The 19,004-nt window shown below is 63.2% G+C and carries 20 protein-coding genes and 1 pseudogene; 14 read left to right on the top strand and 7 right to left on the bottom strand.

The annotated features are described in order from the left end of the window. The first annotated feature begins 164 nt into the window (after positions 1-164). The 7 genes from CN311_RS18645 (at position 165) to CN311_RS18675 (ending at position 6,650) form a co-directional block, all read left to right on the top strand. Positions 165-659 carry a flavin reductase gene (locus tag CN311_RS18645; protein WP_097575208.1) on the top strand — a complete coding sequence of 165 codons (495 nt, stop codon included), beginning with the start codon at positions 165-167 and terminating at the stop codon, positions 657-659. A gap of 27 nt (positions 660-686) precedes the next feature. Beyond that, positions 687-1,616 carry an AAA family ATPase gene (locus CN311_RS18650; protein WP_097575209.1) on the top strand — a complete coding sequence of 310 codons (930 nt, stop codon included), beginning with the start codon at positions 687-689 and terminating at the stop codon, positions 1,614-1,616. 3 nt (positions 1,617-1,619) lie between these two features. Then, complete coding sequence (locus tag CN311_RS18655) at positions 1,620-2,867, top strand: vWA domain-containing protein (RefSeq protein ID WP_097575210.1); 1,248 nt, start codon at positions 1,620-1,622, stop codon at positions 2,865-2,867. 57 nt (positions 2,868-2,924) lie between these two features. Beyond that, a complete protein-coding gene (locus CN311_RS18660; RefSeq protein WP_097575211.1) occupies positions 2,925-3,263 on the top strand; it encodes an XdhC family protein in 339 nt (112 codons plus the stop codon). Positions 3,264-3,269: 6 nt separating this feature from the next. After that, complete coding sequence (locus CN311_RS18665; RefSeq protein ID WP_097575212.1) at positions 3,270-4,007, top strand: XdhC family protein; 738 nt, start codon at positions 3,270-3,272, stop codon at positions 4,005-4,007. Between the two features lie 66 nt (positions 4,008-4,073). Next, the gene (locus tag CN311_RS18670; RefSeq protein WP_097575228.1) at positions 4,074-5,696 is read left to right on the top strand and encodes an NTP transferase domain-containing protein; all 1,623 of its coding nucleotides are present in this window, start codon (positions 4,074-4,076) and stop codon (positions 5,694-5,696) included. A gap of 21 nt (positions 5,697-5,717) precedes the next feature. Next, on the top strand, positions 5,718-6,650 hold the full coding sequence (locus tag CN311_RS18675) for an alpha/beta hydrolase (RefSeq protein WP_097575213.1): 933 nt from the start codon (positions 5,718-5,720) through the stop codon (positions 6,648-6,650). Between the two features lie 4 nt (positions 6,651-6,654). Here CN311_RS18675 and CN311_RS18680 read toward each other — a convergent pair whose 3' ends face one another. Then, complete coding sequence (locus tag CN311_RS18680) at positions 6,655-7,704, bottom strand: DUF1176 domain-containing protein (RefSeq protein WP_097575214.1); 1,050 nt, start codon at positions 7,702-7,704, stop codon at positions 6,655-6,657. A 126-nt stretch (positions 7,705-7,830) separates the two neighbouring features. Here CN311_RS18680 and CN311_RS18685 point away from each other — a divergent pair, with 126 nt between their 5' ends. After that, positions 7,831-8,337, top strand: a complete 507-nt coding sequence (locus tag CN311_RS18685; protein WP_097575215.1) for a DUF1993 domain-containing protein — start codon at positions 7,831-7,833, stop codon at positions 8,335-8,337. Between the two features lie 49 nt (positions 8,338-8,386). Here CN311_RS18685 and CN311_RS18690 read toward each other — a convergent pair whose 3' ends face one another. Continuing rightward, positions 8,387-8,551: a DUF1127 domain-containing protein gene (locus CN311_RS18690; RefSeq protein ID WP_097575216.1), complete on the bottom strand. Its 165-nt coding sequence runs from the start codon at positions 8,549-8,551 to the stop codon at positions 8,387-8,389. 347 nt (positions 8,552-8,898) lie between these two features. On the opposite strand from CN311_RS18690, the gene CN311_RS18695 reads away from it, so the two are divergent. Together CN311_RS18695 and CN311_RS18700 are read left to right on the top strand one after the other, a co-directional pair. Then, positions 8,899-9,966 carry an aldo/keto reductase gene (locus CN311_RS18695; protein WP_097575217.1) on the top strand — a complete coding sequence of 356 codons (1,068 nt, stop codon included), beginning with the start codon at positions 8,899-8,901 and terminating at the stop codon, positions 9,964-9,966. 48 nt (positions 9,967-10,014) lie between these two features. Further along, positions 10,015-11,280 (top strand): cysteine desulfurase-like protein, encoded by a 1,266-nt coding sequence (locus CN311_RS18700; protein WP_097575218.1) that lies wholly within the window; start codon positions 10,015-10,017, stop codon positions 11,278-11,280. Positions 11,281-11,292: 12 nt separating this feature from the next. Here CN311_RS18700 and CN311_RS18705 read toward each other — a convergent pair whose 3' ends face one another. From CN311_RS18705 to CN311_RS18720, 4 genes are read right to left on the bottom strand one after another with little or no spacing between them, the layout of a single operon-like run. Next, positions 11,293-12,315 (bottom strand): histone deacetylase family protein, encoded by a 1,023-nt coding sequence (locus tag CN311_RS18705; RefSeq protein ID WP_097575219.1) that lies wholly within the window; start codon positions 12,313-12,315, stop codon positions 11,293-11,295. Further along, entirely contained in the window at positions 12,312-12,824 is a 513-nt protein-coding gene (locus CN311_RS18710; protein ID WP_097575220.1) for a GNAT family N-acetyltransferase, read from the bottom strand. Before CN311_RS18710 ends, CN311_RS18705 begins: the two co-directional genes overlap by 4 nt. An 18-nt stretch (positions 12,825-12,842) precedes the next feature. Continuing rightward, on the bottom strand, positions 12,843-14,228 hold the full coding sequence (locus tag CN311_RS18715; protein WP_097575221.1) for an aminotransferase family protein: 1,386 nt from the start codon (positions 14,226-14,228) through the stop codon (positions 12,843-12,845). Position 14,229: 1 nt separating this feature from the next. Continuing rightward, positions 14,230-15,870: a N,N-dimethylformamidase beta subunit family domain-containing protein gene (locus CN311_RS18720; protein ID WP_097575229.1), complete on the bottom strand. Its 1,641-nt coding sequence runs from the start codon at positions 15,868-15,870 to the stop codon at positions 14,230-14,232. 155 nt (positions 15,871-16,025) lie between these two features. On the opposite strand from CN311_RS18720, the gene CN311_RS18725 reads away from it, so the two are divergent. Further along, positions 16,026-16,274 carry a ParB N-terminal domain-containing protein gene (locus CN311_RS18725; RefSeq protein WP_008875526.1) on the top strand — a complete coding sequence of 83 codons (249 nt, stop codon included), beginning with the start codon at positions 16,026-16,028 and terminating at the stop codon, positions 16,272-16,274. Positions 16,275-16,605: 331 nt separating this feature from the next. On the opposite strand, the gene CN311_RS18730 is transcribed toward CN311_RS18725, so the two are convergent. Beyond that, the gene (locus tag CN311_RS18730) at positions 16,606-17,640 is read right to left on the bottom strand and encodes an isopenicillin N synthase family dioxygenase (protein ID WP_097575222.1); all 1,035 of its coding nucleotides are present in this window, start codon (positions 17,638-17,640) and stop codon (positions 16,606-16,608) included. Between the two features lie 187 nt (positions 17,641-17,827). Between CN311_RS18730 and CN311_RS18735 the strand changes: the two genes are divergently transcribed. The 3 genes and pseudogenes from CN311_RS18735 to CN311_RS33885 all read left to right on the top strand — a co-directional run. Beyond that, positions 17,828-18,226: a GFA family protein gene (locus CN311_RS18735; RefSeq protein ID WP_097575223.1), complete on the top strand. Its 399-nt coding sequence runs from the start codon at positions 17,828-17,830 to the stop codon at positions 18,224-18,226. A gap of 122 nt (positions 18,227-18,348) precedes the next feature. Continuing rightward, complete coding sequence (locus tag CN311_RS18740) at positions 18,349-18,561, top strand: hypothetical protein (protein ID WP_097575224.1); 213 nt, start codon at positions 18,349-18,351, stop codon at positions 18,559-18,561. 199 nt (positions 18,562-18,760) lie between these two features. After that, positions 18,761-19,004: pseudogene (locus tag CN311_RS33885) on the top strand (glycoside hydrolase family 25 protein); the annotation flags it as partial.

A 19,004-nucleotide genomic window follows, 5' to 3' on the forward strand; every position in this document is an offset into this window, starting at 1 on the left:
CCTCCGTGCCGGCCAAGCGTTTCCCGGCACTATGCCCGACAAAGACCTAAAGGCTGCCTAACCCCGGTGCAACACGCGAATTTCAGGATGCAAGTCAAGCACTTCGCTTGTGGCAGGCACTATGTGGCCATATATAACGGTTGGGTTCCAAGGGAAAATCATCGGTGCTGAAGAAGAACGACATTGGGCCGCAGGCCTATCGCGACGCGATGAGCCATTTTGCCGGCCACGTCCATGTGGTGACCACCGATGGTCCCGGTGGCAAGCGCGGCGCGACCGTCATCGCGGCCTGTTCGGTGTCGGACACGCCGCCGACCATTCTGGTCTGCCTCAACCGCGAAAATCCCAAGAACGAGCCGTTCGTGAAGAACGGCAAATTCGCCTTGAACACGCTGGCTTCGCATCAGGAGGCGCTGTCGGTTGGCTTTTCCGGTCTCACCGGCCTGCCGGCTGCAGAGCGCTTTGCGCTGGGCGAATGGGATGTCATCTCGACCGGCGCACCGACACTGAAGGGTGCGCTGGCCGTGTTCGACTGCGAGTTGATCGACACCAAGGATCTCGCCACCCATCGTGTGCTTTTTGGCAAGGTGACAGGCCTGCGCATCGGCGATAATTTGCGGCCGCTGATCTATCACGATCGCGGCTACCACGCCTTGTAGCGCCATGGTTGTACCCACGGAGAGAGAATGACCGAGTTGAAACCGCGCCCGGCGCCGCGGACGATCGACGAGACGCTCGCTCTGCTGACCGGTGTGGACTATGTGGCGGACCGGTCGCTGGCGACCGTGTTGTTTCTCTCGCTGCGCATGCAGCGGCCGCTCTTCCTTGAGGGCGAGGCTGGCGTCGGCAAGACCGAGATCGCCAAGGTGCTGGCGCAGGCGCTCGGCCGCCGGCTGATCCGCCTGCAATGCTATGAAGGCCTCGATGTCTCTTCTGCCGTCTATGAGTGGAACTACGCCGCCCAGATGATCGAAATCCGCATGGAGGAGGCGGCTGGCAAGGTTGACCGCTCCGATATGGAGCGCAATGTCTTCTCCGAAAAATACCTGATCCGCCGCCCGGTGCTCGATGCGCTGACCGGCAAGGCCGGCGCCGCCCCGGTATTCCTGATCGATGAGCTCGACCGCACCGACGAAGCCTTCGAAGCGTTCCTGCTCGAAATCCTGTCGGACTTCCAGGTCACGGTGCCCGAGCTCGGAACGATCAAGGCGGAAGAGCCGCCAATCGTCCTCATCACCACCAACCGCACCCGCGAGATCCACGACGCGCTGAAGCGGCGCTGCCTCTATCACTGGGTCGACTATCCCAATGCCGAACGCGAGCTGGAGATCGTGCGCAGGAAAGTGCCGCAGGCCAACCGTCGGCTCTCGGCGGAAGTGGTTTCGTTCATCCAGAAGCTGCGCCAGATCGAGCTGTTCAAGGTGCCTGGCGTCGCCGAAACCATCGACTGGGCCGGCGCACTGACCGAACTCGACAAGGTGGCGCTCGATCCGGAAACCGTTTCCGACACGATCGGCGTGCTGTTGAAATACCAGGACGACATTGCCCGCATCGGACAAGGCGAAAGCCGGCGCATCCTCGACGAGGTGAAAGCCGAGCTTTCGGCGGCGGAGTAGGGCATGGCGCCGCGTCCCGAACCGAAAGAGGCGACAGCGGACGGGCGCATCGCCGACAACATCGTCTATTTCGCCCGCACCTTGCGCAAGGCGGGCATGCGGGTCGGGCCGGCCTCGGTAAAGGATGCGATCGAGGCGGTGCTGGCTGCCGGCATCGGTTCCCGCGACGATTTCTATTGGACGCTGCACGCCGTGCTGGTGTCGCGGCACGAGGACCATCCCACCTTCGACGAGGCCTTCCGTCTGTTCTGGAAGTCGCACGAGCTGATCGAAAAGATGCTGGCGATGTTTTCGCCGGTGGCGCCCGACAACAAGGAGAAGCAAAAACCCCGCGCAGCCGAAAACCGCGTCAGCCAGGCGATGTTCGAGGGCCACGGCAAGAGCCAGCCGCCAAAGGAAATTCCCGAAATCGAGGTCGACGCCCGCTTCACCTTCTCCGGCAACGAGGTACTGCGGGGCAAGGATTTTGCTCAGATGAACGCTGCTGAGATGGCCGAGGCCAAGAAGGCGATTGCTCGGTTGCAGCTGCCCTTCGACATGGTCAGGACACGGCGCTTCAAGGCCGATGCGCATGGCCGCCGCATCGATCCGCGTGCCATGATGCGCTCGGCCGCGCGCACCGGCGGCGAATTGATCCTGCCGAAATTCCGCTCGGCCCGAGAGGTTCACCCGCCGCTGGTGGTGCTTGCCGACATTTCCGGCTCGATGAGCCAATATACGCGCATCTTCCTGCATTTCCTGCATGCGCTGACGGAAAAGCGCCAGCGCGTCCATGCCTTCGTCTTCGGCACCAGGCTCACCAATTTGACGCGCCAGATGCGCCATCGCGACCCCGACGCCGCGCTTGCCGATTGCTCGGCGGCGGTGAAGGACTGGTCGGGCGGCACGCGCATCGGCGACGCGCTCTCCGAGTTCAACCTTCTGTGGTCGCGACGCGTATTGGGACAGGGCGCGGTGGTGCTTCTGATCACCGATGGGCTCGAGCGCGACGACGTCGCCGGCCTGTCGGAGGAGATGGAGCGCCTTCACAAATCCTGCCGGCGGCTGATCTGGCTGAACCCGCTGCTGCGCTTCGACGGCTTCGAGCCCCGCGCTCGCGGCGTCAAGGCGATGCTGCCGCATGTCGACGAGTTCCGCCCGGTGCACAATCTCGAAGCGCTGGCCGATCTCTGCGCCTCCCTGGACAAGAAATCGGCACTGTCGGTCGATCCGCGCCGATGGCTGCAAGCTGGCGAGAGGCGCGCCGCGTAACCATATCGAGGGAAACAGATGCCTCCCCGGGAAAAACAGACTCTGAGAGAAGCGATCATGGAAAACAGCATCTATCTCGATGAAGCCCGCGATCCCCTGATTATCGCGGAAGGCTGGATGAAGGACGGCAAGGATGTCGCCATCGCAACCGTGGTCGAAACCTGGGGTTCGGCGCCGCGGCCTGCCGGCAGTCATCTGGTCATCGACGCCGACGGCAATTTCCACGGCTCGGTCTCGGGCGGCTGCGTCGAGGGTGCGGTGGTGACCGAGGCGGCCGACGTCATCGGTTCGGGCAAGGCGAAAATGCTGGAGTTCGGCGTTGCCGACGAGACCGCCTGGCAGGTCGGCCTGTCCTGCGGTGGCCGAATAAAAGTCTATGTCGAAAGATTGGGCTGATTTCGAATGGATCCCTATGCGCTGAAGACACTCAACGCTGAACGCCGCGCCCGCCGCGCGGCGATCCTGGTCACCGATCTTGGTGACGGCCGCGACCGCATCGTGCGCGAAGGCGATCAGGTCGCCGGCGATCTTGGTGCGGCGATTGCCAAGGCGTTTCGCACGGGCAATTCGGGTTCGGTCGAGGCCGAAGGGCGCACCTTCTTCCTCAACGCCCATCTGCCGCAGCCGCGCCTGGTGGTGATCGGCGCCGTCCATATCAGCCAGGCGCTGGCGCCAATGGCGAAAATCGCCGGCTACCCCGTCGAGATCGTCGATCCGCGCACCGCCTTCGCCACGCCCGACCGTTTTCCCGATGTCGCGCTGCATGCCGAATGGCCGCAGGATGTGCTTTCGCGCCAGCCGCTGGATGGCTACACGGCGCTCGCCGCCGTCACCCATGATCCCAAGATCGACGATTTCGCGCTGAAGGCGGCGCTCGACGCCAACTGCTTCTATGTCGGTGCGCTCGGCAGCCGCAAGACACACGCCAAGCGCGCTGAGCGCTTGCTGGCCTTGGGCGCCACAGCCGATCAGATCGCCCGCATCCATGCGCCGATCGGTCTCGATATTGGCGCCGCAAGCCCGGCCGAGATCGCCGTCGCGGTCCTGGCGCAGGCAATCCACGCCTTCCGCTCGCGCGGCCTGGAAAGCAACGCATCGGCTCCGAAATCGGAGTCGATTTTGGAGAAGCACGATGCGTAGATTCAAAGTAGTAGAGCGTCCTTTGCGCGTCCAAAAGGACGCGTGGCGCTCTACGGGCGCGGCGGCGTGAAATTTGGCCCGGTTCCGATCGATCAGGCCGAAGGTGCGGTGCTGGCGCACGCCACCACGGCCGGCGAGCGGCGTTTGCGCAAGGCGCACCGGCTGAGCGCCGATGATCTGTCGGTGCTGAAGGCGGCTGGGATAACCCAGATAGTCGCCGCTGTCCTGACGCCAGACGATCTCGGCGAGGACGCAGCGGCCGAAAAAATCGCGCAAGGCATGGTCCATCGCAACATCGAGGCGAAGCCTGCCGCGACCGGGAGGGTCAACCTTTGCGCCAAGGCCGCGGGCATCTTCACCGTCGACGCGGCGATGATCGACGCCATCAACGCCGTCGACCCGACCATCACCATCGCCACGCTGGCAAAGCATGCGTCGGTCGAGAAGGGACAGATGGTCGCGACGGTAAAGATCATTCCCTTTGCCGTTGCCTCTGTCCTGGTCGATGCCGTGGCAAAAATCTGCGATGGCGGCGAGATATTTGCCGTCAATGCCTACCAGCCGGTGCGCGTCGGCGTCATCCAGACGGTGCTACCCGGCATCAAGCCGAGCGTGCTCGACAAGACGTTGCGGGTGACCGAAGCAAGGCTGGCGCGTTCAGCAGCCCGGCTGACGGCGGAGCGTCGCACGCCGCACGAAGTCGCGGCGGTGGCGGAAGCCGCGATCTCGCTGGCGCGCGACAACGACATGGTGGTGATCTTCGGCGCCTCCGCAATGTGCGATTTCGGCGATGTTGTTCCAGCCGCGATCGAGAAGGCCGGCGGCGTCGTCATCCGTGCCGGCATGCCGGTCGATCCAGGCAACCTGTTGGTGCTCGGCACGCTTGACGGCAAGCACGTGATCGGCGCGCCCGGCTGCGCCCGCAGTCCCAAGGAGAACGGCTTCGACTGGGTTCTCGACAGGCTGATTGCCGGGCTCGATGTGACGGCGAAGGACATTGCCGGCATGGGCGTTGGCGGGCTGCTGATGGAAATCCCGACACGGCCGCAGCCACGCGAGCCGCTGCCGGCCCCACGGCCAGCAAGATCCGAGCCAAGGATCGATGTGGTGCTTCTGGCCGCCGGCCGCTCCAGCCGCATGGGCGGCCCGAACAAACTGCTGGCGCTGTTCGATGGCAAGCCGCTGGTGCGCCGCGCTGCCGAACGCGCGCTGGCGTCGAAAGCCTCAGGCACGATCGTCATCACCGGGCATCAGCGCGAGCGGGTGCGGACGGCACTTTCGGGGCTCGACGTGACCTTCGCAGATAACCCGGATTTCGCCGAGGGCCTGTCTTCCTCGCTGAAGGCCGGCATCGCGCGGGTCAGCGATGACGCCGCCGGCGCCCTGATCGTTCTTGGTGACATGCCGGGCATCTCTTCGAGCGATCTCGACCGGCTTATCGAGGCATTCCGCAAATCCGGGAGCAGGGCAGTCGTGCGCGCCTCGCACCAGGGAAAGCGCGGCAACCCGGTGCTGCTGCCGCGCTCACTGTTTCCAGCGATCGCGCATCTGGAAGGCGATACCGGCGCGCGCCATCTGGTCGAAGCCGAAGGCCTCGATGTCATCGATATCGAGATCGGCGAGGGCGCGGCCGTCGATGTCGACACCCCAGAGGCGCTGGAGGGCGCCGGCGGCGTGCTGCAGGATTGACAAACCAAAGCCGAATTTCGCATGGCTGGGGCATGGCTTCCAACCCCATTCCGCCCAAGTCAGCGCTCTTACCTCCCTCTGGCCTGCGCCATTCTGATTTCGTTTTTTCTCCTGTTTTCTTTTGCCTCTTTTGCTGACGCTCTCGAGCTAAAACCCTTCAAAGACGATCTCTTCGCCTATCCGGCCACGCTCTCATCCGCAAACAACGGCGCCTATACGGTCATCGACTATCGTGAGTTGCGCGATATCAACGCTCGCGACGAAGTGCCGGAGCGCCGGGTGCATGCTCAATATGTCGATACCGGCGTGCGCAAGGTGCAAAAGGATCTGTTGCTGAAGACCGACGCTGGCGATGTTCGCCATGTCGCCGTCGGCAAGACTGAAGGCGCCGGCATCATCGTGCTCTATTTGCACGGCCAAGGCGGCAGCCGGAAGCAAGGCGTCGACGACTTCACCTTCGGCGGCAATTTCAACCGCATCAAGAACCTGATGGCCGGCAATGGCGGCCTCTATCTCAGCCCGGATTTTTCCGATTTCGGCGACACCGGCGCAGCGCAGGTCGCCGCGCTGGTCGACCACTACGCCGAACAGTCGCCGGGCGCGAAGATCTTCGTTGCCTGCGGTTCGATGGGCGGCGCGCTGTGCTGGAAGCTGGCTGCCCGCAAGGACACTGGCGCTCGCATCGACGGGCTACTGCTGCTCGGTTCGCTGTGGGACGAAAGCTTTTTCGCAAGCCCTGCCTACAAGCGCCGCGTGCCGGTCTTCTTCGGCCAGGGCAGCAAGGATCCGGTCTTCCCGATTGCAAACCAGGAGGCGTTTTTCCGTTCGATCCTGGCCAAATCGAAGGGCTACCCGACCCGCTTTGTCCGCTTCGAGACCGGCACCCACGGCACGCCGATCCGCATGGCCGACTGGCGCGGCACACTCAACTGGATGCTGTCGAAGGCGCCTTAAAGCCTCAAGGTGGGGTGTTGTAGTCGAGCACGGTCTGCGGGTTGATCTCGCCGTCATAGGACGCGTCGACATCGTATTGGACCAGCGAGAAATTGCCGTTGCGAAACAGATAGGTGCCGGCCGACGAGGCGTCGCCGACGCCGCGCCATTTGTTCATGGACGAGATCGTCTTGGTGGCTTCGTCATAATCGGAGTTGACCAGCTGGTCGTCGGTCTGGAAGCCGATGATGTTGATCGCCTCGACCTTGCCTTCGCTGTTGTTGTTCTCATAACGGATATCGAGTTCCGGCGAAGCGAACTGCAACTGCCGCACACCCGACACATCGTCGGAGATGTAGTAGACGGCACTCTCATTGTAGGCCGCCATCGAGCAGAAGAAGCGGAACAGCCGCGTCTCGCGCTCGGGTTCGTCGGCGGCAGCAGTCGCATCCTTGTAGTGGAGGGTATGGGTCGCCGGCTCGCCCACTGGCTTGCCCTCCGGCGTTTCCTTGTCGCACTGGTCGCCATAGGTGGCGGCGAAGGCCTTCTTGGCTTGCTCCAGCGCCGCGTCCTTTTTCGGCGGCGGCGGGCCGTCGCCGCAGCTCGCTGGCACGGCGTCCTCGAAATCGGCGCTCGCCAGCTTCAGCGCCCCCTTGTCGATGAAGATCGGGGTGAACGGCGGTTCCTGGATCGAAGCATTGACCTGGCGCAGCGTGTAGCAGCCGGCGAAGACCGTCTGCTTGCCATCCTTGTCGGTCGCGCGGATGGCAACGGGAACATTGTAGAATATGCTGCCGGCCGCGCCTTCGTCGGAGACGGCGCCGGTCTGGACCTCGACCTTGTCGGTGCCGTCATACCCCTTGACGAATGTGTCGAAATCCTTGGCCGGCTTGGTGTCGCCGAAATAACCCCAGGCGCGCGCGAATTCATGCCGGCTGATGGCGCTGTAGAGCGAGCGGACGACCGCTTCGGCGGTGGACCGGTCGTCGATATAGGGCGCTTCGGCGGCGAGCACTGGCTGGCCCGCTACGGCAAGGGAGAAGAAAGCGGTTGCTGCAACAAAGGCGCTTCTCATCGGGAATCTCCACCTGATGAGAAATTCTATCATAACGATTGCGGCGGCGCGGTGACGCTTGAAGAATCACCAGAGAAGGCGCTACGTCCCCGCCGCCGGCGTTCGGGCTGGACAGGAGAAACTCACGTGACCATATCGATGTACGAAGCATCCGTGCCGGTGTTTACGGCCAGGTTGAAAGCATTGTCCGACATACTGTCGGCGGCCGAACAGAATGCACATGACCGCAAGATCGATCCGCAGGTGTTTTTGACCTCGAGGCTTGCGCCCGACATGTTCGCCTTGACCAGGCAGGTGCAAATTGCCACCGACCACGCCAAGGGCGCGCCGTCACGGCTTGCAGGCCGCGAAGTACCGAAATACGAGGACAATGAGGCGAGCTTTGCCGATTTGCAGGCGCGCATTGCCAAGACCCTGGATCTTTTAGCGACGTTCTCGGCTGCCGATTTCGAAGGCTCGGATGACAAGACGATCGAACTGAAGCTTGGCCAGCGCGAAATCTCGATGGCCGGCCTGCAATATCTGCTGCATCTGGCCATGCCCAACTTCTATTTCCATGTGACCACCGCCTACGACATTCTACGCCACAATGGCGTGCCGCTGAGCAAGGCGATCTTTTTGGGATCACGCTGAGACTTTTGGGTTTCCCGGTCCCGCCGGGAAACCTGAAGCTACCAGATATTCAGCGCAGGGACATCTCGCGGGCGATGCGCGGGAAGTCGGCCGGCTTGACGCCGATGTCGGCGCGGTCGGCATTGCTCATCGCGTTCAGCAGGGCAAGTGCCGCGCGATAGCGCAGATGCTCCTGCGGACGCGGCCGGGCGAACATTTCAGTGAAGAACCCCATGAATCACGGCCCCTTGTTGATCCTCCACGGCCCTCAATATAGGCAAATCATGACAATTGTGCAGTGCAGCATTTGCATGGCAGCCATGCCGCATCGATTTTTTTGATCACAATCGACGTGTCCGTTGAAACTTCTGGCGCGGTCGAACGTACGTATAGTGCCGGCTTAGGGCCGGTTTTCCTCGCCATTCCTGGCGAACTTCCGGACTGCACGAAAATGCAGTCCGGCTTTTTGTATCAGCGCAACGAGATCAATGGCGGCCGGGCTTGGAGACGAGCGGTGCCTTCCTGTATGTTGCGGCTTCATCCCCGCGCAGCCGCGCAAATTTCCCGCCGGAGAAAAATTCCATGGACAAACGCCGCCTCGGTCGGACCGATCTTCTTGTTTCCCAGATATGTCTTGGGTCGATGACCTGGGGCCAGCAGAACACCGAGGCTGATGGCCACGCCCAGATGGACCTGGCCTTTTCGCGCGGCGTCAATTTCATCGATACTGCCGAGCTCTATCCGATCCCGCCCAAGGCCGAGACGCAAGGCCGGACCGAGAAGATCATCGGCAGCTGGATGAAGGCCAGAGGCAACCGCGACCAAGTGATCCTGGCCTCGAAAGTGGTCGGCCGCACCGCCAATGCATGGTTTCGCGGCGACCGCCCGTCGAAGCTGGTGCGTGCCGACATTTTCGACGCCATCGAAAAGTCGCTGGCCAAGCTCGATACCGACTATATAGATCTTTACCAGATCCATTGGCCGGAACGCGATATACCCTGGGGCGCCAACCCGAACCGCATCGGCGCCGTGCCACGGCGGGCCGACGCTGTTGGCACGCCGGCCGACGAAACGCCGATCGCCGAGACGCTCGCCGTCTTCGACGAACTGGTGAAGGCAGGAAAGATCCGCCATCTCGGCCTGTCGAACGAGAGTTCCTGGGGCGTCATGCGCTTCATCGCCGAGGCTGACAAAGGCGTCGGGCCGCGCGTCGTCTCGCTGCAAAATGCCTACAATCTCGTCAACCGCGGCTTCGAGGTGAATCTCGCCGAAGTCTGCGAGCGCGAGCAGGTTTCGCTGCTTCCGTATTCGCCGCTGGCGCAAGGCTATTTGACCGGCAAATACGACCATGGGGCACGGCCGCAGGGCTCGCGCTCGCAGCTCTTCAACCGCGGCCAGCGCTATGAGACGCCGAATGCCGCGGCCGTGCTGCTCGAATACAACGAGTTGGCGCGCTCCTTTGGCATGGAGCCGGCGCTGTTCGCCAATGCCTTTGTAGCGAGTCGGCCCTTCGTCACCTCGAACATCATCGGCGCGACCGCCATCTGGCAGCTCGAAATGGCGCTGTCGTCAGTCGACGTGACTTGGACCGAGGAGATGCAGAAGGCGGTCGATGCCATCCACCAGCGCGTCGGCAACCCATGTCCCTGATGTAGCGGGGCGAGATTATCCAGCAATAACAATCGGGAGGGGACAGAAATGAATTTTCCGATCGAGGCCGTGAGGGAACGATTTCCGGCGCTGTCCCTGACCGACAAGGGCCGCCGCCGCATCTATCTCGACAATCCGGCCGGCACGCAGGTGCCGCGGACAGTTGCCGATGCGGTGGCGCGCTGCCTTTTGACCACCAACGCCAATCTCGGTGGCTTTTTCGAAACGACCGTGGCGGCGCAAGAGGTTGTCGACGACGCCCATGAGGCAATGGCCGATTTCCTCGGGGCCGCGAGCCCTGAGGAAATCATCATCGGCGCCAACATGACGACGCTGACCTACCACATGTCGCGCACGCTCGGCCGCACGATGAAACCGGGCGACGAGATCATCCTCACCCGCATGGACCATGAGGGCAACGTCTCGCCCTGGCTGCAACTGGCCGAAGACCTTGGCCTCGTCGTGCGCTGGCTGCCTTTCGATGAGCAGAGTTGGCAGGTCGAGGAGGCCACCTTGCAATCGCTGCTTTCGGAAAAGACGCGACTTTTGGCGCTGAACTACGCCAGCAACCTCACCGGCTCGATCAACCGCGTGAAGGCGCTGACTGGCATCGCCAAGAGCGCCGGCGCCCTGGTCTATGTCGATGCCGTGCAGTTCGCGCCGCACGGCCTGATCGACGTGCAGGACCTCGGCTGCGATTTCCTGATCTGCTCGGCCTACAAGTTCTTCGGCCCGCACATGGGCATTCTATGGGGGCGCCGCCCGGTCATCGATGCGCTGAAACCGTACAAATGCCGCTGTTCGTCCAATGCTCTGCCGGAGCGGTTCGAACTCGGCACGCCGCAGATCGAGTTGATGGCCGGCCTGTCGGCCGCTGTCGATTATTTTGCCGACCTGGGCGCCGTGGCGGGCGAGGGCGGGTCGCGACGGCGCAAGATTGCCAGGGCATTCGAGGCAGCTATCGCCTATGAGAATCCGTTGGCGCAACGGCTGATCGACGGTCTGTCCGACATTTCAGGCTTGACCATTCACGGCATCACCGATCCGGCCCGCCTCGGGGAACGCGTGCCGACGGTGTCCTTCACCGTCGATGGCGTGGACCCGGAGACGATCGCGCGGCAGGTGAATGCCGAAAACATCTTCCTGTGGTCCGGCCACAACTATGCCTGGGAGATCGTCCATCAGCTCGGCATTCCGGCCGGCGAGGGCGTCGTGCGCATCGGCATTGCGCATTACAACACGGCGGCCGAAATCGACGAGACGCTGGAAAGCGTGCATCGCGTGATCGCCATGCTGAGGCAACAGCGATCCTGAGCGGCACGAAAACTACTTGCCGCCGAACCCGGTCAGAAACGCGGTGAGATTGTCGCCGAGTTCATCGCAGAGATAGCCGCCTTCCTGGACGATGACCGTCGGCAGGCCGATCCTGGCAATGGCCTCGCCGATGCGCGAGAAGCCTGGCTTCGTCACCGATAGCCCGCCGAACGGATCGCCTTCGAAGGCATCGAGCCCGAGCGCCACGACGAGCGCTTCCGGCGCAAAAGCCCGGATGCGCTGGAACGCCACATCAAGCGCTGCGAGAAACACCGCATCGCCGGATTTGCGCTGTAACGGTAGATTGAGGTTAAAGCCGAGGCCAGCACCTTCGCCGCGCTCGTCGGCATAGCCCGAGAAGAACGGGTAGAAGCGCACCGGGTCGGCATGCAGCGAGACGGTGAGCACGTCCGGCCGTGCATAGAAAATGCCTTGCGTGCCATTGCCATGATGCAGGTCGACATCGAGGATCGCCACCCGCGCGGCCTGCCTGCGCAAGGTCTGCGCCGCCACCGCCGAATTGTTGATGAAGCAGAAGCCGCCGGCGACATCGGCAAAAGCGTGGTGGCCGGGCGGGCGGCAGAGCGCATAGGCAGCTTGCGCGCCTGCCATCACCGCCTCGGCGGCCTCCACCGCGCTCCAGGCGCTCCACAGCGCGCTCTGCCATGTCTCCCCTGAAATAGGACAAGCGGTGTCGGCCATATGGTAGCCGGCCTGGCCGACCGCCGAAGCCGGATAGGAGCCGCCGCGCGCGATCGGGTGGATGTTGGGGATGACTTCAGCCGAGGCGCCTTCGATGCGTTGCCAGCGCGTGAAGATATGCTCGAGGAAATCGAGATATTCGGGCGTATGCACCGCAGCAATCGGGCCTAGCCCATGATCCATCGGTCGCTCGATCGTGCAGCCGGCGGCCTGGGCTCCAGCCAACAATCGCTCGACGCGTTCGGGTTTTTCAGGGTTGGGCTGTGGTGCGCCACTTGAGAGGAAAGCCTTGGGGTCGTGGCGTTTCTGCTCCTCGGCATAGAAGGTTTTCATTCTCGCTCTCCATCGTCCGATGCATCGGCGAAGGCGAAGAAGGCGTCGCCGACGACCTTCTGCACCTGCTCGTAGCTCGACCAGGCGATGCCAAGCCTTTCATAAAAAGCCTTGGCGGTTTCATTGTCGGTATCGACGGACAGCCGGAGATAGGCGCCGCCGTCCTTCCGGCATTCTCGCGCGACCTGGCGCAGCAGGCGCTCGCCGATCCTGCGGCCGCGAAAACGGTCGTCTACATAGAGGTCCTGCACATAGACGCCGGGCCGCCCCATCCAGGTCGAGAAGATCGGGAAATGCAGGCAAAGGCCGGCGAATTCGCCGCCCACTTCCGCGATCAGGGTGGAGAAGGCAGGTTTTTCGCCAAAACCGTAGGTGCGCAAATCCTCAGCCGTCGAGGTGATTTCCTCAGGCGCGCCGATATGCACGCCAAGCCGCAGGATGGCTGCATGGATCGTTTCGACGTCCTCCACCCGGCCTGGCCGGATAACAACGTCCTTTGACGCTGGCATCCACGCCATGGTCCGCACTCAACCCTCGACCGGCAAATCAAGCTCGCTTGCCAGCACCTGCAACGAATCGCCGATGATGGCGACGATTTCGCCGATCTGCTCGGCGGTGACGATCATCGGCGGCGCGACCATGAAATTGTCGCCGTCGACGCCGCCCTTGACCCGCCTGCCATAGATGATCAGGCCGCGCTCATAGGCGAGGTCGAGCAGTCGTTGCGTGGCCTTCTTCCCCGGCGCGATCGGCCGCAGCGTATCGGGATCGGCGACCATCTCGGCGCCCAAAAGCAGGCCCTTTCCGCGTACATCGGCGATGAACGGGAAGTGCCTGGCCAGCGCCTTCAATTCGCTGATCAGCAGCTCGCCCATGGCGGCCGCATTGGCGATCAGGTCGAGCCGGTCCATCTCGCCGAGCACGGCAAGCCCGGCGGCACAAGCCAGCGGATTGCCGGCATAGGTGTGGCCGTGCTGGAAGCCGCCGGAGGCGAGCAGCGGTTCGACCAGCCGCATCGGTGCCGCCAGCGCGCCGAGCGGCGCATAGCCAGAACCCAGCCCCTTCGACAGCGCGACGATATCGGGCTTGCAGTTCCAGTGGTCGCCGCCGAGGAATTTGCCGGTGCGCCCGGCGCCGCTCATCACTTCGTCATGGATGAGCAGGATGCCGTAGCGGTCGCAGATCTCACGGATGCGCGGATAGTAGCTGTCGGGCGCCACCAGGGCGGCGGTTGCCGCACCGCCGACCGGCTCCATGATAAAAGCGAGCACGCTTTCCGGTCCCTCGGAAAGGATCTTTTCCTCCAGCATGTCGGCATAACGGATGCCGCGCTGTTCCATCGAGAGATTGTCGCGGTCGCGCCAGGCAGTTGGCGCCGGTATGGTCGGCATCACCTGCATCATTGGCGTGAAGGTTTCGGCCAGGGCATCGTCGCCGGTGATGGCGAGCGAACCGAGCGTTCCGCCATGATAGGACGGAAAGCGCGTGATCACCTTCCAGCGCTTGGGTTGGCCGGTTGCGACCGCCCATTGCCGGGCCAGCTTGATGCAGGACTCCGTAGCCTCCGAGCCGCCCGAGACGAAGAAGATCCGGTCCATGCCTTCCGGCAGTTTGCCGGCCAGTTCACGCGCCAGCTCCTCGGCCGGCTCGTTCTCGAAATGCAGGCGGTAGGCAAAGGTGGCGCGGTCCATCTGCCGCTTCATGGCGTCGAGCACATTGCGGTTGGAATGGCCGATATTGGCGACCATCGGCCCGCTCGATCCGTCGATGAAGCGGCGGCCGTCCTGCGTCCAGATGTAGATGCCCTCGGCGCGATCGACCAGCGGCCGTCGCAGGCTGGACAGATAGAACAGATGCGATGGCGGCCGGCCTTCGGCCTCTTGGACGCGGGGGTCGGGCAGGGGGTGTGGCATGTCAGGTCTTTCCGAGATAGCGGTCGAGAACATTTTTCGTCACGCGCTCGACCATCGTATCCTGCCTTAGCAGGCCGGCGACCCATTCGCAGCTTCCGGCGTGGAAAACCTCGCCCTTGCCGCGCGGGAAATTGGCGATCATGCCGTTGCCGCGCTTGACCCTGTCGAGATTGGCATCGCTCGCCTCGCCAAACAGCGTCTCTGCGGTGAAACGGCCATCCTCGTCGCCGAGAAACTGGTCCTTGAGCGGGATGTCGGCGCTTTCCTCGACCTGGCTCGCCATGCCGACGGCGAGCACCTGCAAGCCTTCTGGTGCGCCGCTTGTGGCTGTCGGGTAGGGCAGGCCGCCGCGAATTTCGAAATCGAGCCCGTCGACCTCGTAGCCATAGACATGGCTGTCGGCGCCGAGCAGGTCGCCATAGTAGATGCCGGTGCCGGCGAAGGCCCAGTGCTCGGGACGATAGACCGGAAAGCCGCGCACGCCGCGTGGCGCGCAACCACCCCAGCCGGCATAGACGCCCCTGGTCGCATTGAGCCCAAAGGTCGCCGAACCCGGCCGGCCGATCTCCGGCGCTTCCCAGGAATTGGTGGCGCGGGTGACATCGCCGCCGCGATAGGCCGGATCCTCGGCGCGGGCGCGGTATTTGTAGCAGACCTGCCGGCGGCCCTCGTCCTCCAGCCTGGTCTGCCACATGAAATTGCCGGCAAACCGCGCCGCATGGCCGCCGCGTGTCACATAGGCGTCGACCGCGTCGCGCATCTCCCAGGTCCAGTATTCGTCATGGCCGACGAAGGCGACGCAGTCGTAGCCATCGAGGATTTCTGGCGAAAAATGCAATTCATGCTGGCTGGCGAGATCGACGGCATAGCCAGCGCGTTCGGCGAAGCGGAAGAAATGGCTGTCATAGCTCGCCCAGCCGGAGGAGGCGTATTTCTTCGAATGGCCGGTGGCGAATGCCCATTCCATATGCGGATAACGCGGCACGGTCTTGGGCGGCACAGCAACCTCGAGCGGCACGCGCGGCGCGCCCTTGGGCAGCACGACGAAGCCGCGGCACCATGGCCGCTGCGTCGACACCATGCGCGCATACTGGTCGCGGTTTACGCCGGTGATGCCCTCGTAATGGTTGGAACCACCCCAGGTGTTGTAGGCAAGCCATGTACCTGTCGCCGCGATTTGCAGCACGCGGCCGGGCTTTTGGCCGAGCTGCGGAGCGACGATGAAAAGTTGGTGGCAGTGGATCGGCTGGCCGTTGCGTCCATCGGCCGTCAGCGTGACGCGATAGGCGCCGGACGGCCAGTCGTCGCCAATGCGGAATTCGAATGATGCTTCCCAGCCGCAACCCTCGACCGAGCACTGGTCCGGCGTGTCCTGCCAGCGCGCTGCGATGCCGGCTTTCTCGAACAGCTTGGTCTCACTGCCGCCGTCACGGATAATGGCGATGCCAAAGATTGGGGCCGTCGAGCTGACATGCAGCGCCACCGTTTCGCCCGCGCGGTATGAGAAGCGGTCTGTGTAACACCAGATCTCGCCGCGCTCGCCATCCATGCCCGGCCGCTCCCAGTAGTGGGTGCGCACCGCCTGCCGGCGTTGCTCCGGCGTCAGTTCGAAATCGGGAAATTCGGTTGGCAGATGGGTCATGAACACCGCAAGAGTGGCATCCGCCATTTCGGCCATCCGCCCGCCGGGCGTCAAATGGAAACGATCGGGCCAGCATTCGGCCGCATCGCTCTTGGCCCCATTCGTCAAACGGACTATCTCAGGGAGCAGCGGCAATCTCTGCCGCGGGAGACGTCATGCTGCGAGTGCAAAAGGTCAAGGTCGACGACATCTATGTGCCGACGGCGCGCAAGAAGACGCTGCATCCCGAGACCGTCCGGCATCTGGCCGAGGACATTCTGGAAAACGGCATGAAGACGCCCATCCAGGTCCGCCATGATGGCAAGCGCCATATCCTTGTCGAGGGCTTGCACCGGCTGGAAGCGGCGAAGTGGCTCGGCGAGACCGAGATCGACGCGTATCTCGTCCAGGCCAAGCGCCACTGAGACCGTTTGGAAAATCTACTCCGGCGGCCATCTGATGGCGTTTTCTGCGCTTCCGGTGCTCACGGACCAAAATGTCCGCTGCGCTCCGGTTCTCGAAACCACCACCATATGACTCGCCGGAGCGAATTTCGAAACGGTCTTTAAGCTCTTCATTCGAACCCAATATCGCCAGTCCGTGAAATTTTTTTCGCGAACCGTGTCGGCCAGCGCTTTGCCCGTCCGTCCTTTCAAGCGGAACCGAAAGCAAGCGGCCCTGAACCGCGTCTCCGCAGGAGATTGCCATGTCCAGATCGATGTTTTTCGCCACTTTCGTGGCGCCTGCCGATCTTCTTCAGGAAGCCTTGGCGCGGCGCGGCTCTCTCAGATGCTTGATGCCGCTCATCTCGACGAAATTCGTCGCCTGTTCCCAGAGATAGTCGCCATAGAGAAACGGCTCGAAGGGTTCGGCGCTGGCAAGCGGCAGCGGCGCGATCTCGGCGTCGACGCGCGGCTCGTAGAAAAACGGGATCGAATAGCGTGCGGTTTTCGGCGCGATCACCCGGTGCCGTGTCGCCCTGACCCCACCACCTGTCCAGCGCTCCAGCAACTGGCCGAAATTGACCGCCAGCGTGCCGTTGGCCGGCGGCACGTCGATCCATTCGCCCGCCAGGTTTTTCGCCTGCAATCCCTCGACGCCGTCCTGCGCCAGCAGCGTGACGAAACCGGAATCTGCATGTTCGCGCCCGATGATGCTGCGCGTCTCGCCCTTGTGGACCACCGAGAAATCCGGTCCGCTGGTGTCGATGCCTGCATTCGCCTCGCGCAGGGGATAGCGGATCAGGCGCAGCGTCGAGATGCCGCCTTCGAAATCGGCGTCGAAGACCGTTTCCGGCAGCCCGAGCCCGCGCGCAATGGAGCGCATCAGCGCGTTGCCTACCGCTTCCATTGCCAGGTAATAGCTCGCGGCAGCATCGCGCCAGCCGGGCAAAGTCGCCTCGGCGGGCAGGGGCGTCGGCTCGCGCAAGGGGTCGTCCGGTTGGGGATCGCCGGCGGCCGGCCCATGCGCAAGGTCCGGCCCCATGTCGATGCCTTCCTTGTAGGACACGGCGGTGGGCTGCAGCGGGAACCAGCCGCGATAGACGTTCTTTTTCGTGCGGTCGAAATTCCATCGCAGCAATTTCTGCTTCTCGCCATCGGGCAGGGCAAAGATGCGCAGCAGCTCCGCCCGCTTTTCGGGCGTCAGCCATCCATCTCCGGGAAAATCCTTGATCGCCATGAAGCCGATGCCCGAGGCGGCGGCCAGAATCCTGGCGTCGGTGCTGTCCCGGGCGGGCGAGGGCGGTCCGAACAGATCAGCAATCCCGATCGTTTCGATGTCCTGCGCCATGGCGTCTCTCCCAATCTGCCTTCGCCAAGCAGGCGCAATGGCCGGCATCCTGTCAATCCCGTGTCGTTGGGCCAAAACGGATCGCGGTTGCATCACGGCGATAGATGGAGCCATCAGGGTTTTTCAATTGACCGGGCCATGCCCGTCGCTACCTTGCCCGCGAGTTTCCAGGCAATGGATCAGGGCAATGGCGAGATATCAGGGCGGATGCCTGTGCGGCGCGGTGCGCTACCGCGCCGAGGCCGCGCCGATCAATGAGCGCGTCTGTCACTGCGGGCTCTGCCAGAAGGCGATCGGAGCCGCGTTCAACGCACGCATCCTGTTCCGCATTGACGATGTGACGGTCGAGGGACCGGTGGCGACGGCGAATTCCTCGCCCGATCTCAAGCGCGGCTTCTGCGCGGCCTGCGGCACCACGATGTTTTCCCGGCGCGACTCAGCCGGTATCATCGGTATCACCACAGGCTCGCTCGACGATCCGTCCGTGTTCAGGCCGCAGATGCATATGTGGACCGCCTCGAAGCAGCCCTGGGTGCGGCTCGATGACGGCCTGCCGCACTATGAAGGCCAGCCGCCGCCCGCTTGATCGTCTTCCTCCCTGCACAAAAAATTAATCCAGAACCACGAGATAGCCGGCAAAGCGTCATTGGTGGGCCATCATTGCCTGCCTATCTATCGCGTGCGGGCCGGCAGTCGAGGAGGCGATCGATGGACGATAGAATCAACACACTGGACGAGCTCTTGAGCGATCCGATGGTCCAACTCGTGATGCAGCGTGACCGCGTGCGGCCCGAACAGGTGCGCATATTGCTCGAACGCGTCCGCGGCCCGGTGGCCGGGGAAGCGCCTGCCATCGGGCCTCAGCTGCCGCCGGCACATATGGTGGCCAGGACCTGCCAGAAGCTGTGGCTGTGCCGGTAAGGTGCGTCGCCTGATCCCCACAACGCCACGCGTGGTGTCGGCAACAACGTCGATTCGGTCCTGCTCTGCCCCGGCAGGGTAAAAACGTCGTAAAAATTTGATTCAATCTTTGTTGGTAATTTCTCGTTAGGACTCTGGACTGGTTTGTCCGGCGGCGTGTGTCTGCCTTCGGTCTGTTGTGTTTTGCGTACAGGTCCAGATGCGGTTACCAGGCGTCGTCATTTTCTCGCTCGCATCGCTTTGGCTCGCCGGCTGTTCGTCGACGGCGGGCGTCGATGCCCTGCAGATACCGTCGAACGAGACGACAAGTTCGGTGCCGCGCCCGAGCGCGCCGGTCGCCTCCGTGAAAGCTGCCGGGGCGCCGACCGCCGGCCTCGCGCCGATGAAATCCGAAGCGCCCATGAGATCCGAAGCGGTTGCCGAGAGCGATCGGCCCTTTGGCC

It is taken from the genome of Mesorhizobium sanjuanii (assembly GCF_002529485.1).
Classification (GTDB): Bacteria; Pseudomonadota; Alphaproteobacteria; order Rhizobiales; family Rhizobiaceae; genus Mesorhizobium; species Mesorhizobium sanjuanii.